This window comes from Archangium sp., assembly GCF_057119385.1.
The window spans coordinates 96,879-109,682 of sequence record NZ_DBNGVP010000003.1 but is presented as its reverse complement, the minus strand read 5'-3'; the positions used below and the strand labels follow the sequence as shown (position 1 = coordinate 109,682).

The window sequence follows — 12,804 nt, the reverse complement described above, 5'->3', positions numbered from 1 at the left end:
CATGCGTCACGCATGGATTGCCGGATGCCTGCTGCTGCTCACCGCCTGTTCGAACAAGGTGACGGACAGCGCGGTGGCCCTCACGGTCAAGTACCCGGGCTACACCCCCCTGTGCCTTCGAGTGACCGCCTCGGATGCGGCGGCCTCGGAGCGCCGGAGCGAGGAGCTCATCTCCCAGTCCAAACTGGCCACGGACGAGGACCGGACGCTCATCCTCGCCGTGTACCGGGAGAAGAGCTGGAGCCAGCAGTTGCAGGTGGCGGTGGCCTCCTACGCCACGGCGGACTGCACGGGCTCGGCCATCGAGACGCGCCAGCTGGACACGGCGGTGACGCTGCCCGAGAAGGGCTCCGTGCCGGCGGAGCTCGCGCTGCTGGCCCAGGACGCGGACAAGGACGGCCATGCCGCCCGCGCTCCGGGGGTCGAGGGCACGGACTGCGACGATTCCCGGGACACCGTGCACCCTGGCGCCACGGCGGTGTGTGACGGGCCGGCCAACCTCGGCACGGACTTCAACTGCGACGGCAAGCTGGACTGCAACGGCGGGACCTGCACGAGCGCGGCCATGTGCGGCTCGGGTTTCTGCGTGGGAGGCGTCTGCTGCGACAGTGCCTGCGATGAGCCGGCGTCGCAGTGCCGGGGCGCGGGGACGTGTGGTACGGGCACCTGTTCCTACCCGGTCAATGCCGGCGCCTCCTGTGACGACGGGAGCAAGTGCACCAGCGGCGATACGTGCAACGCCAGCGGGACGTGCACGGGCTCGACGACGAAGACGTGCAACACGCCGCCGGGCCAGTGCTTCGATGCGGCGGGCACCTGCGAGCCCTCGACGGGCGATTGCAAGTACGCGCCCCGCCCCACCACGGCGTCCTGTGACGATGGGAAGAAGTGCACCGTCGATGACAGGTGCGATGGCAGCGGGGCGTGCGTGGCGGGCTCGCCGAAGACGTGCAACACGCCGCCGAACACGTGCCGCGAGGCGACGGGCACCTGCGAGGAGGCGACAGGCGATTGCACGTACGCTGCCCGCGCCACCACGGAGTCGTGCGACGACAAGAACAAGTGCACCGACAACGACAAGTGCGATGGCCTCGGAACGTGCATGGGCACGGAGAAGACGTGCGATTCGCCGCCGAGTCAGTGTCACGCGGGCACGTGCGATCCCTCCTCGGGCTCGTGCAACTACGCGCCCAAGCCTGTGGCTGCGACGTGTAACGACGGCCAGGTCTGCACGAAGTCGGACCAGTGCGATGGCGCGGGGAACTGCGGCGGCACGCTCGACTGCTCTCCGCCGAGCACCTGCGAGAAGGCCCGCGCGCTCTGTGCCGCCGATGGCACGTGCCAGTTCGAGGTGGACTCCGCGCAGGTGGGGAAGATCTGCAGCCGCCTGGATGGGAAGAAGGGGACGTGCCAGGTGGATGGGGAGTGCAAGCCGTTCCAGTTCAGCTACACCGTCACGAGCAACTTCGATCCGGTGGCCATCGCGTCCGAGACCATCAATGACCTGGACATCTCGTGTGGTGCCACCTTCGACTCCTCGGGCACGCCGGCGTGGACGTTCGCGCCGGGCTGCAGCTTCACGCCGCCCACGCACGTGGTGACGGCGGACGACGTCGTGGTGATTGCGGTCCGGAACCTCACCGTGAATCAACCCCTGCGGGTGGTGGGCTCGCGGCCGGTCGTCCTGGCGGTGTATGGCGATGCCACGCTGAACGACGAGATCCTGGCCCACTCGGCGCGTGCGGAGTCGCGGGGCGGCGCCGGGAGCGGCGTGGGGTGCACGGGACGGACGGGGGGGGCCGGCAATGTCAGCGGGAATGATGGAAGTGGTGGTGGAGGAGGTGGCCTCGCGACGGAGAGTGGCACCGGTGGCGCCAATGATGACGGCTCCGCGGCAGGAGGTTCGAAGGGGGGCGCCCTGCTGACGAGCGGTTTCTCTCCGCTGGTGGGCGGCTGCCAGGGGGGCGCGGGAGGCGGCATCACGGGCACGACTCCGGGGGCGGGAGGCCGGGGAGGTGGGTCGCTGCAGCTCTCCGTGGCGGGCACGCTGACGCTGGCGAGCGTGGTGAGCGTGAGTGGCGCCGGAGGCGGAGGGGGTGATTCCACCGTCAACAACGCGGCGGGAGGTGGCGGAGGCGGTAGCGGCGGAATGCTGGTGCTCGAGGCCAGGAATCTCGTGGTCGAGGCCTCCGCCCGGGTCACCGCGAATGGCGGCGCGGGCGGTGAAGGCTCCGACGCGCAGGGCGGGACGCAATCCCCGGGAGTCGCGGGAGCGGATGGAAGTCTCGTGACCGCCACTCCGGTGGCGGGAGCTGACGGCGGTGCGGTGAATGGAGGCGCGGGAGGCGCGGGTGCGGCGGGGAGCGCCGGTCCTGGCGATGGTCTCGCGGGAACGGGCTCGGGTGGCGTCCATGGTGCTGGAGGCGGTGGAGGTGGTGCCGCCGGTCGCATCCTCCTGCGAGGCGCGTCGAGCTGCTCCGCCATTCCCGCGGGGGCCGTCATCAGCCCGGATACTTCGCCCAACTGCCCTTGAGCGGCATATGGTGTGGAGCGTCTCCCCAGGGAACGGAACGCTCCACATGAAGAAGTTTCTCCTCTCCGCGTTGTTGGTGGTGCCCGGCGTGGCGTCGGCGCAGTTCGACGAGGCCTCGCTCGCGAAGGTGCAGGTGAAGTCCACGCCGGTGGCGGGCAACGTGCACATCGTCGAGGGCGCGGGCGGCAACATCGGCGTCTCGGCGGGTCCGGACGGCATCCTCATCGTGGATGACCAGTTCGCCCCGCTCGTGCCGAAGATTCGCGTGGCGCTCGGCAAGCTGACCAAGGGCAAGGCCAAGGCGCCCGAGTACGTGCTGAACACGCACTGGCACTTCGACCACACGGGCGGCAACGCCCTCTTCGGCCGCGAGGGCACCATCGTGGCGCACAAGCACGTGCGCACGCGGCTGATGAACGGGCTGGAGAGCGCGGCCATGGGCATCAAGATTCCGCCCGCGCCCAAGGAGGCACTGCCGGTCATCACCTACGACCAGGGCATCTCCCTCTTCTTCAACGGCGAGGAGATCCAGGTGACGCACCTGCCCACGGGCCACACGGATGGCGACAGCATCGTGTACTTCACCCACTCCAACGTGCTGCACATGGGAGACCAGTTCACCGGGGACAAGTACCCGTTCATCGACCTGGAGAGTGGCGGCTCGATGGAGGGCTACCTGCGCAACGTGGAGCGGGTGCTGCAGACGCTGCCGGCCGGGGTGAAGATCATCCCGGGGCACGGTGCGGTGTCGGGGCGGCAGGAGCTCGAGACCTTCGCGCAGATGCTGCGCGACACGGTGGACCTGGTGAAGGGCAAGCTGGCCGCGGGCAAGACGCTCGAGCAGGTGAAGGCCGAGGGCATGCCCGAGAAGTACAAGAGCTGGGGGGACGGCTTCCTGAAGCCGGAGCAGTGGCTCACGATCGCGTACCAGGGCCTGAGCGGGCAGAAGCCGGAGTCGGCGAAGAAGCCGGAGGAGCCGAAGAAGTAGGGCGTCCCTCGCGCCGGGCACGTCCGGGCCCCGGATTGAATCAATCGGGAGGGGCCCCGTCTGAAGGAGCAGGAACGATTGGGAGGATAAGACGATGATGCTCCGGCACGGACTCTTCACCCTGGCTCTCTCCACACTGCTCCTGGCTCCGGTGGCCGCTCGGGCCGATGACTGGGGCCGGCACGACGCCTCGCCGGTGGGCCAGCCCGGGCAACGGATGCACACCGGAGGCCACTACCGCCCGGCGCCCCCGCCTCCTCCGGTCCAGCCTCCGCGCTCGCACCGGCCGCGCCAGTCGGGCCGCTATGAGCTCCAAACGGTCCAGAAGTTCGTGCCGGGCCACTACGAGCAGGTCTGGGTCGAGCAGAACTGCAGGTACCGCCCGCGCCGCCACGTGACGAAGTGCGAGGGGGGCCATTACGAGCAGCGCTGGGTGGAGGGCTACTACCAGTCCGTGCAGGAGTGGGTCTGGGTCCCCGTGTACCGGGGCCCCTATGGCCGCGGCTGAGACGCACGCCCGGTGGAAAAGCCACCGGGTTGCGAAGACGCGGCGGACGCGCGGTCCGGCACCGGACAGGGAAGTCCGGGTCACGGACTGCCCCTGAGGCCGGAGCCGGGTTAGACTCGGGGCGTGTCTTCCCACGAGCCATCCCTCGGCGTCGTCCTGGTGCCCGCGGCCTCGGCCGCACGCGAGCCACTCGCTCGCGCCGCGGCGCAGGCCGGCCTGCGGGTGGTGGAGACGCCCGAGCAGGCCACGCTCGGCCTGGTGGACCTCACCACACCGGAGGGCGCCTCCGCCCTCTCCACGCTGCTCGCCACGCCCGCGGGAGCCCGGCTCTCGCTGGTGGCCCTGGTGGAGCCGGGAGAGGCGTCCTTCACCTTCCTGGAAACGCTCAAGCCCGCGGAGGTGATGTCCGCGGGGGGCCTGCCCCACGAGCTCGCCTGGAGGCTGCGGCGCGTGGCCGAGCGTCACCGCGAGCGCCAGGAGCTCATGCGGCGGCAGCAGGACCTGTCCCTGCTGGTCGAGCTCACCGCGGACTACGCCGAGAGCTTCGACGTGGAGGCGCTGCTCCATGACGTGACGCGCCGGCTCGCTGATCGGCTCGGGGTCAGCCGCGCGGCGCTGGTGATGCTGGACAAGAACGGGGAGGGGGCGCGCGTGGTGGCCGCCAGTGATGCTCCCAACCTGGAGGACATGCGCATCGACCTGGACCGCTACCCGGAGGTGCGCGAGGCGGGGCGCACGGGCAAGCCCGTCGTCGTGGAGGATGCCTCGCACCACCCGCTGCTGGAGGGCGTGCAGAACGAGGTGGCCGCGCGGGGCATCCAGGCGCTCGCGGCGCTGCCCCTGCACATCCGGGGCGAGGTGCGCGGGGTGCTGTTGCTGCGGGCCTCGGGGGGGAGCCGGCGCACCTTCGCGCCGGATGAGATCGACTTCCTCAACACGGTGGCGCACGCCACGGCGGTGGCCCTGCGCAACGCCTCGCTGCTGCTGACGGTGCGCGGGCAGACCGAGCGCGAGATGTCGGCGCGCATCGCCGCGGAGGCCAAGGCCGCCTCGCTCGAGACGTACCACCTCTTCTTCGCCAACGTGCGCGAGGGCGTGGCCATCCTCGACGACAAGGCGTGCGTGCTCAGCCTCAACCCCGCGGGCGAGGCCATCCTGGCGACGCCCTCCGAGAGCGCGTATGGCCGCCACCTGGTGGACGTGACGCAGCCGCTGGACGAGTCGGTGCTGATGGAGCTGGTGACGGCGGCCCGTCGCGGCGAGTCCCGCTCGGACGTGGACCTGATGGTGCGCGCGCCCAATGGCCAGCGCCTGACGCTGAGCTTCTCGGCGGCGCCGCTGGAGGACGGCCGCCGGGCCATCATCCTGTCCTTCCGGGACGTGACGCAGGCGCGCCAGCTGGCGGACGAGCTGCGCCACACCAAGGACTTCCTGGAGCGGCTCATCGACTCCTCGGTGGACGCCATCGTCGCCGCGGACATGCAGGGCCGCATCATCCTGTTCAACAAGGGGGCCGAGGCCCTCTTCGGCTACGGCGCTCCCCAGGCGCTCAGCGGCATGCACGTCAACCAGCTCTACCCGAACGGGGTGGCCCAGCGCATCATGACGCAGCTGCGCAGCCCGGAGTACGGCGGGCGGGGCCGGCTGTCGGTGTGCCGCCAGGACGTCGTCAACCGCACCGGGCATCTGGTGCCGGTGAACATGACGGCCTCCATCGTCTACGAGGGCGGCCGCGAGGTGGCCAGCGTGGGCATCTTCACGGACCTGCGCGACCGGATGGAGCTGGAGCGCAAGCTGTCGGACGTGGAGACGCGCCTGGAGGAGAGCGAGAAGAACGCGGTCATCGTCGCCCTGGCCGGCACCGCCGCCCACGAGCTCAACCAGCCCCTCACCTCGGTGATGGGCTACGCGGAGCTGCTCAAGCGCCGGCTGAAGGAGGAGGACACCTCCTACAAGCCGGTGGACATCATCTACCGCGAGGCCGAGCGCATGGCGGAGATCGTCCGGAAGATTGGCCGCATCACCCGTTACGAGACGAAAGCCTACATGGGGTCCCAGCAGATACTGGACCTCGACAAAGCCAGCTCCCATGACGACTGAGTCGCGTCGCCTGCCCGTGCCGGAGGGCCCCTCCGCCGAGGCCTTTCGAGCCTTCTTCGAGACGGTGGAGCTGCCCGCGGCGCTCTGCGACCCGCGGTTGCGCCTGAAGCTGTGCAACAACGCGTTCGCGCGCTTCTGCTTCGACCATGGGCTGACGGTGGAGCAGATGATGGAGGGCCTGGCGGAGGCGCGGGTGCCCGAGGACGGGGCGGCGTGCGTGGTGGAGGTGCCGCTGCCGCAGGGGGGCGTGGTGGTGATGGAGCTGGCGCGGCGGGGCGAGTCCGTGTCGGTGGTGGGGCGGCGCGAGTCGGAGCTGATGCGGGGCCAGCTGGTGGTGGTGGAGCAGGCGCTGCTGGAGCAGGCGCGCACGGAGGGGGTGCTGCTGGACCTGGGGCGCAGCGTGGCCGAGGCGGGCAGCGAGGAGGAGCTGGTGGCCTCGGTGGCGCGCGGGGTGAAGGAGCTGTTCCCCGGGCGCACCTTCTGCATCCGCATCATCGACGCGCGCACCGGTGGGCTGACGAGCCTGTACGCCGAGGGCCGGTTGAAGGAGGGCTCCCGCGAGCCGCTGGTGCTCAAGCGCACGGCGGTGGAGAAGATGCACCTGACGGCGGAGTCCATGCCGGTGGGCAAGGTGGTGGTGGCCGCGCTGGTGCCGTTGCTCTTCGAGAGCAGCACGGGTGGGGTGAGCGCGCCGCTGGTGGCCAGCGGGCAGCTCTACGGCGTCATCAACCTGGAGTACCCGTCCTCGCTGCGCGAGGAGCCGGATCCGCCGCAGGACGAGCGGGTGCTGGTGCAGCTGGCCAACCAGGTGGCGGTGGCGGTGAAGAACGCCAAGCTCATCGACGAGCTGACGTTCGTGCGCAAGTACCTGGAGGAGCTGCTGGAGAAGGCGAACGCGCTCATCCTGGTGGCCAACCGGGACAAGAAGGTGGTCGTCTTCAACCAGGCCATCAGCCGGCTCACGGGCTTCAGCAAGGAGGAGGTGCTGGGGCAGGACGTCTTCGCGCTGGTGCCGGAGGACGAGCACCTGCGGCTGGCCTCGGTGCTGGCGGCGGCGATGCGGGGCGAGGCGGTGCCCAACTTCGAGCTGCGGTTGCGCACGCGCACGGGGGAGGCACGGGCCTCGTTCGCGACGTCCTCGGCGCTCACCTCCCAGGGCGAGGTGGAGGGGGTGATGGCCATCGGTCAGGACGTGACGGTGGTGGCGCAGCTGGAGCAGCGGGTCATCCACGCGGAGAAGCTGGCGTCCATGGGGCAGCTGGCCGCGAGCGTGGCGCATGAAATCAACAACCCGATGACGGCGGTGGTGGCGTACTCGGAGTCGCTGCTGCAGCGGTCGATGATGATGGGGAGCGCGGGGGCGGCGGACTCGGAGAAGCTGCGGAAGATATTGGAGAGCGGGCAGCGGATTCTGCGCTTCACGAAGGACCTGACGTCGTACGCGAGGCCGGCGAAGGACAAGGTGGAGCGGGTGCAGCTCAACGCGCTGTTGGACAAGGCGGTGGGCTACTGCGAGCACGTGGTGGCGCAGGCGAGGGTGAAGGTGGAGCGCGACTATGGGGAGCTGCCGCCGTTGCATGCGGTGCCGGCGAACCTGGAGCAGGTGTTCGTGAACCTCATCACGAACGCGTGCCACGCGATGGAGGCGGGGGGGCAGGTGTGGCTGCGGACGAGGCGGGAGGGGCGCGAGGCGGTGGTCTGGGTGAAGGACACGGGAAGCGGCATCGCGCCGGGGAACCTGTCGCGCATCTTCGACCCCTTCTTCACGACGAAGACGGAGGGGAACGGGACGGGGCTGGGGCTGTCCATCGTGCAGCGCATCGTGGAGAAGCACGGGGGCAAGCTGAGCGTGGACAGCGAGCTGGGGCAGGGCACCACCTTCACCGTGCGCCTGCCGCTCGCGGATTGACCCCTACCACCCCAACAACCCCCGCCGCCCAAGAACCCCCGCCGCCCAACAACCCCTCTCCCCTCGGGCTCATACTTACCCAAAAAATAGGGCAGGGGATAGGACGGGAGAAGTAGGCTGTTGGGCCATGATGGAGAGTGGACAGCAGCTGGAGGGAGTACTGGAGAGGGAGCTGGCAGGCTCCGGCCTGGGCCACAAGGCACGGCATAAGAGGCTACTGCGGATAGGACAGGCCATGAGCAGGGCCGCGTCGGCGAGCTTTCCGCGACAGTTCGCCAAGGATGAGGCGGGGTTGAAGGGGGCCTATCGGTTCTTCGCCAACCCGGAAGTGACGCCGGAGGCAATCCTGCAGGGGCACGTCGCGGCGACGCGAGAGCGGTGTAGGGCCAGGGGCAAAGTGCTGTGCATCCAGGACACCACCGACCTCATTTTCAAGCATCAGGTGGAGGGCGCGGGCCGAATCAATCAGCTGCCCAGGGTACGAGGCTTGTGGGTGCACACGACGTTGGCGGTGGATGCGGGGACGCATGAGGTAATGGGCGTGCTGGGGCAGATGGTGTGGGCGCGCCCGGACAAGCCCAAGAGGAAGAAGAGGAAGAAGGAGGAGACGGCCGCCCAGCGCAAGAAGCGCCCCCGGGAAAGCCAGCGCTGGGGCGAGGCGGCCTACCGGGTGTCGGATGTGCTGGAGCCGTTGCCCGCCCAGGAGCGTCCCTGCGTGGTGCACGTGCTGGATGCCGAGGGCGACGTCTTCGAGACGCTGGAGGTGATAGAGGCGCTGGGAGATTCCTTCGTCATCCGAGTCACGCGCAACCGGTTGTTGGCCTCCGGCCAGAGGCAGCAAGCAGAGGAGGCAGAGCGCGAATACCTGCTGGACAAAGTGGCCCAAGCGCCGGTGCTCGGGCACAAGGTGGTACAGGTGCCTGGGCGCCCCGGCCAGCAGGAGCGCCAGGCCGAGCTGGAGATTCGCGCCTGCCGCGTGAGCGTGAGACCACCGCGCAACCGAGGACGTGCCGGCCAGCCGCTCGAGCTCAACGTGGTGCTGGCGCGTGAAACCCGGCCCCCCGAGGGGCAGAAGCCTCTGTACTGGTGCCTGGTAACGGGCGAGCCCATCGAGACGCTGCAGCAATGCCTGCAGGTAGTAGAGGCCTACGAGGGCCGCTGGTTGGTGGAGGAGTTGCACATGGGCTTCAAGAGCGGCTGCGGCACCGAGACACGCCGTCTCCAGCACGGCGCGCGCCTGAGCAACTTCCTGGCCCTGGCTACTGTCGTGGCCTTCAGCATGCTCTCGCTACGCGATGCCGCACGCCGCCCTGAGCCTCCCCCAGCCTCTGAGCACCTGTCCGAGATTCAGCTCCAACTGCTGGGCGACCTGTGTCCCGAACTGCCGCCCAACCCCAACGCCTATGACGCGTTGCGCGCCATGGCGATGCTGGGCGGCTTCATCGGCCGTAAGGGCGACGGCGAGCCCGGTTGGCGCACGCTCTGGCGTGGCTGGGAGAAGCTTCAGCATGCGGAAACCATCTACCGCATGCATCTCCACCGCCTCTCCTCTCCCAAGGCTGATTCTGGGTAAGTATGAGCCCCTCGGGAGAGGGACGGGGTGAGGGTGCCAGGACCCCGGGTTCCCCCCCGTGGCTCCACTCAGCTCCCGTCCTCGTCATCCAGCTCGCGGGTGAACTCCTCGTTGGTCAGGAGACCCTTGCGGGCCATGATGCGCATGAGGGCCCAGAACTTGCGTTCCAGCTCCTCCACGCGGTCCACGGGCTCGGAGGGAGCCGACTCCCCGAAGAGCGAGTCCAGCGCGGCGCTGACGTCCCCGGTGGAGGGCCTGGCGGCGGTGGCCTTGCTCTGACCGCGCTTGAGCCGGCGCTGCTGTTCGCGCTCCTGGATGAGCTGCTCGAGCGAGACGCGGCGTGTCGTCTCCCCGGGAGGGAGCTCCTCGCCGACGATGATCTCCTCGACGTCGTCCTCCAGCGCATCGGGGATGGGCTCTGGAGCCTGGGTGGGCTCCGGAGCGGTGGCGGGAGGGGGCCGGTGGTAGTAGCGCTGGATGGCGGTGCGCACGGCGGACAGGGGCGCGACGCGGGGGCTCACCTTGAGGCCGGTGGTGAACTCCAGCTCCTGGAGGCCGGCGGTGTCGAGCGGGTCGGCCATGGCCACCACCAGCAGCCGGCGCCCGCCCACGTTCTCCAGGGCCACGGGGAACAGGTCATGCTGCTCGCAGAAGCGCGAGCGCAGCAGGTGGATGGCGCCCCAGTCCGGGGGCCGGTTGGCCAGGTCGATGACGGGCACGCCCAGGGCCTCGCTCAGCGCGTGGGCCAGGGTCTTCTCGGTGATGGCGCCCAGGGACACGAGCGCGGCCCCCAGCCGCTGCCGGGTCCGCTGTTGCGCCTGGAGCGCCGCTTCCAATTGGGCCGAGGTGATGGCCCCCCTCTCCAGGAGCAGCTCGCCGATCCGCTTTCGGGCCATGATCGGCCGCCCTTAGCCCCACCCCCCTGGCCCGTCAAGCAGGCGACGCAGCGCGACAAACACCGTCCGTCCGCCACCAGACCAGCCGTCCTGCCGGTGTCCGATCGCAAAATTCCCGTGGGATTTCAGCAACTAAGAGCACGGGGCGTGCCTTGACACTCCAGGACCGCCGTTCCTAAAGTCCGGCTCCAATTCCATGCCATTCCCGGTAAGGGACCCGTGTGGGTGTCCGTACGGGAACCAACCGGCTGGCTAGGCCCGCCATGTCGGGCAGCCCCTCTCTGGAGGCCATAAGCGATGAACCTGGGGTTTTTGACGAATCTGACCATCCTCGCCAACGCCGGCGGTCACGGTGCCGAGCGCAGCCTGTTCGAGGAGATCGCCAAGCGCTGGGAGGCGGGTCAGTGGGGTATGTATCCCATCGCCGTCTGCCTGGTGTTCGCGCTGGCCATCATGATCGAGCGCGGCATCATGCTGTTCGGCAAGGCCTCCATCAACAAGGACGCCTTCCTGCGTGGGCTCAAGAAGCACATCTACGCCGGTGACCTGGACAAGGCCATCAACTACGTGGCCGGCCAGAAGCAGACGCCGCTCACCCAGGTCATCAAGGCCGGCCTGATGAACGTTCCCAAGGGCGAGGAGGAGGTCCAGGCCGCCCTCGACGAGGCCAGCCTGCGCGAGACGCCGAAGATCGAGGCCCGCACCGGTTACCTCGCCATGCTCGGCAACGCGGCGATGCTCGCGGGTCTGCTCGGGACGGTGTCCGGTCTGATCGCCTGCTTCGAGGCCGTGGCCAACGTGAACCCGGCCGACAAGGCGACCATTCTCGCCAACGGTATTTCCGAAGCCATGAACTGCACCGGCTTCGGTCTGCTCACGGCCATCCCGGCCGTCGTGGCCTTCTCCATCCTCTCGGGCCGCGCCACCTCCATCGTCAACGACATCAACGAGACCAGCGTGGCCGTGCTGAACCTGATCGTGAACAACCGCGACAAGTTCAAGAACGCCACCGTGTCGGCCTCCGCGCGGGATTCCGAGGAGTAGAAGTTCACTCCTGCGGGGAACCTGGAATCCGGGCGCGTTGTCGGTGGGGATGACGCGCGCCCTTCATCGTTGAACGTCGTAGCGCGGGCGGAAGGAGAGTGCCATGGCCGGTGGAATGGATCTCGGGGGAGGTAAAGGCAAGAAGTCACTCGACGTTGCCATCAACCTCACCCCCTTCATCGACCTGATGGCGGTGACCATCAGCTTCCTCATCATGACGGCCGTCTGGACCCAGATTGGCCGTCTGCAGGTGGCGCAGGCCGGAGGGCCCGCCACCGAGGAAGAGCAGAAGCAGGAAGAGCAGACCAAGACGGTCCAGCTCACGCTGTTCGTCACGCCCACCGAGCTGCGGCTCGCGGCGGACCAGAGCGAGTTCCCGCCCATCGAGGCCAAGCGTGGTGAGAACGGCAAGCTGGACCTGGCGCCGTTGATCGCCCGCTTCAAGGAGCTCAAGGCGCAGTTCCCGGATCAGTCGGCCATCACGCTGCAGACCGAGGACAAGGTCCGGTACGAGGACCTGGTGCGCATCATCGATCAGTGCATCGGCGCCGGCCTGCCCCAGGTCTCGGTGTCCGCCATCATGGGTTAGGGAAGGCAGCCACCATGGCCATCAAGGTTCCCGGCAAGCGTTACGGCAAGCGGCTGCAACACTCCAAGGTGTTCGGCCACGGTGCCCACCACGGCAAGCACGGCGGCAACGCGGACGTGCTGATCACGCCGCTGGTCGACATGTTCGTCATCATCGTGCTCTTCCTCATCGCCAACTTCTCGGCGACGGGCGAGGTGCTGATGATGACCAAGGACATCCAGCTGCCCGAGGCGGTCAACGTCAAGGAAGTGGAGATGCACCCGGTGGTGATGGTCTCCGGCGAGGAGGTCTCCATCTCCGGCAACGTGGTGGGCCGGGTGCAGGACCTGGTCAAGGAGGAGTACCTCAACATTCCCGCGCTCGAGGAGAAGCTGCGGGACATGAAGAAGCAGTTCGAGGATCTCCACGCCATGGCCGAGGGCAACACCAACGCCTTCAAGGGTGACGTGAACATCCAGGCCCACAAGGACGTGGAGTTCTCCATCATCAAGCGGGTGATGTTCAGCTGCGCCAGCGCCGGCTACAACAACATCAACTTCGCCACCCTGCAGAAGGGCGAGGCCGGCGCCGAGCCGCCCACGGCCGCCGCCACCCCGTAATCGGCCCTCGCGCCCGAAGTGACCACGCCCCGCGCTCCGGACTTGTCCGGGCCGGGGCGTTGGTG

Annotated in this window: 10 protein-coding genes; 9 read left to right on the top strand and 1 reads right to left on the bottom strand. The window is 68.8% G+C overall.

What is annotated here, in order from left to right; all coding sequences use genetic code 11:
- The first annotated feature begins 1 nt into the window (after window position 1).
- The 6 genes from AC16DP_RS01605 to AC16DP_RS01580 all read left to right on the top strand — a co-directional run bounded on the left by AC16DP_RS01605 (window position 2) and on the right by AC16DP_RS01580 (window position 9,611).
- Window positions 2-2,533, top strand: a complete 2,532-nt coding sequence (locus AC16DP_RS01605) for a putative metal-binding motif-containing protein (RefSeq protein WP_329725965.1) — start codon at window positions 2-4, stop codon at window positions 2,531-2,533.
- Window positions 2,534-2,579: 46 nt separating this feature from the next.
- On the top strand, window positions 2,580-3,521 hold the full coding sequence (locus tag AC16DP_RS01600; RefSeq protein ID WP_329725966.1) for an MBL fold metallo-hydrolase: 942 nt from the start codon (window positions 2,580-2,582) through the stop codon (window positions 3,519-3,521).
- A gap of 94 nt (window positions 3,522-3,615) precedes the next feature.
- Window positions 3,616-4,029 (top strand): hypothetical protein, encoded by a 414-nt coding sequence (locus tag AC16DP_RS01595; RefSeq protein WP_329725967.1) that lies wholly within the window; start codon window positions 3,616-3,618, stop codon window positions 4,027-4,029.
- 123 nt (window positions 4,030-4,152) lie between these two features.
- Complete coding sequence (locus AC16DP_RS01590; RefSeq protein ID WP_329725968.1) at window positions 4,153-6,129, top strand: PAS domain S-box protein; 1,977 nt, start codon at window positions 4,153-4,155, stop codon at window positions 6,127-6,129.
- Window positions 6,119-8,038, top strand: coding sequence for an ATP-binding protein (locus AC16DP_RS01585; protein WP_329725969.1), 1,920 nt, complete (start codon window positions 6,119-6,121; stop codon window positions 8,036-8,038). Before AC16DP_RS01590 ends, AC16DP_RS01585 begins: the two co-directional genes overlap by 11 nt.
- A gap of 127 nt (window positions 8,039-8,165) precedes the next feature.
- Entirely contained in the window at window positions 8,166-9,611 is a 1,446-nt protein-coding gene (locus tag AC16DP_RS01580; protein ID WP_483956602.1) for an IS4 family transposase, read from the top strand.
- A 68-nt stretch (window positions 9,612-9,679) separates the two neighbouring features.
- Here AC16DP_RS01580 and AC16DP_RS01575 read toward each other — a convergent pair whose 3' ends face one another.
- Window positions 9,680-10,507 carry a GspE/PulE/PilB domain-containing protein gene (locus tag AC16DP_RS01575; protein ID WP_329725970.1) on the bottom strand — a complete coding sequence of 276 codons (828 nt, stop codon included), beginning with the start codon at window positions 10,505-10,507 and terminating at the stop codon, window positions 9,680-9,682.
- Between the two features lie 297 nt (window positions 10,508-10,804).
- Here AC16DP_RS01575 and AC16DP_RS01570 point away from each other — a divergent pair, with 297 nt between their 5' ends.
- The 3 genes from AC16DP_RS01570 (at window position 10,805) to AC16DP_RS01560 (ending at window position 12,739) form a co-directional block, all read left to right on the top strand.
- A complete protein-coding gene (locus tag AC16DP_RS01570) occupies window positions 10,805-11,551 on the top strand; it encodes a MotA/TolQ/ExbB proton channel family protein (protein ID WP_329725971.1) in 747 nt (248 codons plus the stop codon).
- Between the two features lie 103 nt (window positions 11,552-11,654).
- Window positions 11,655-12,140 carry a biopolymer transporter ExbD gene (locus AC16DP_RS01565; RefSeq protein WP_329725972.1) on the top strand — a complete coding sequence of 162 codons (486 nt, stop codon included), beginning with the start codon at window positions 11,655-11,657 and terminating at the stop codon, window positions 12,138-12,140.
- 14 nt (window positions 12,141-12,154) lie between these two features.
- Window positions 12,155-12,739, top strand: a complete 585-nt coding sequence (locus tag AC16DP_RS01560; protein WP_329725973.1) for an ExbD/TolR family protein — start codon at window positions 12,155-12,157, stop codon at window positions 12,737-12,739.
- The last annotated feature ends 65 nt before the right edge of the window (window positions 12,740-12,804 follow it).